This is a genomic window from Vibrio genomosp. F10 str. 9ZD137 (genome assembly GCF_049974785.1).
Taxonomy (GTDB): Bacteria; Pseudomonadota; Gammaproteobacteria; order Enterobacterales; family Vibrionaceae; genus Vibrio.
In genome coordinates this window covers 1-746 of sequence record NZ_JBNGCJ010000006.1, presented here as the reverse complement: position 1 = coordinate 746, position 746 = coordinate 1, and the positions used below count along the sequence as shown (strand labels likewise).

At 43.3% G+C, this 746-nt stretch carries 1 protein-coding gene; it reads left to right on the top strand.

What is annotated here, in order from left to right; translation table 11 throughout:
* The coding region (locus tag ACP45E_RS00215) for an ABC transporter substrate-binding protein (RefSeq protein ID WP_241824222.1) at positions 1–731 on the top strand (731 nt) is incomplete at its 5' end.
* Between the last annotated feature and the right edge of the window lie 15 nt (positions 732–746).

Below are 746 nucleotides of genomic sequence, written 5' to 3'. Positions count from 1 at the left end.
ACCGCTCTTCCGATCTTGATACACCAAAAACCTGGCCCGACATGTTTGATGCCATGCACAAGGCTAAGGAAAAAGGAATCATTCCTCTGGCGATTGGTGAGCAACCTTGGCAAATAGCCCAACTGTTTGAAAGTTTTGTCATTGCATCAGGTGGTGTCGACTTCTATAAAACAGCCTTAGTGGATCTGAACCGAAACAATATAGACTCAGCTCAGATGCGTCATGCACTCAAACAACTACGACGTTTAAATTTGTTACTCAACGAAACTCAAATTGAAGATACACAACAAGGTAATGATCAATCAACTGTCTCTAAAAGTGAGCCACTAGCTAATCAGAAATGGGACACGGCGACCGCTGCACTTGCAAGTGACAAAGCACTATTTCAACTCGGTGGCGATTGGATTTTAGGCGATTTACTGGCCGCTGGGGTTTCTGTTCCTTCTCATATCGGTTGTTATCCAGCACCGCAGTCGCACAACATTTACCTCTACAACATGGACAGCTTCATCTTTATGGAGAGTAAAAACTTCTCACAACAAGACGCCATCGAATTAGCTAATATACTTGCAGACAAATCGTTTCAAACCCGATTCAATAAAGCTAAAGGATCAATACCCGTTCGTTCTGATATTGATATTACGTCGTTTAACCCTTGCCAAATCCAATCCTATCAAGACTTCAACTATGCAATGGAGCATGGCTTGGCCGCACCAAGTATGACGGATTAGATCGGAAGAGCGGTT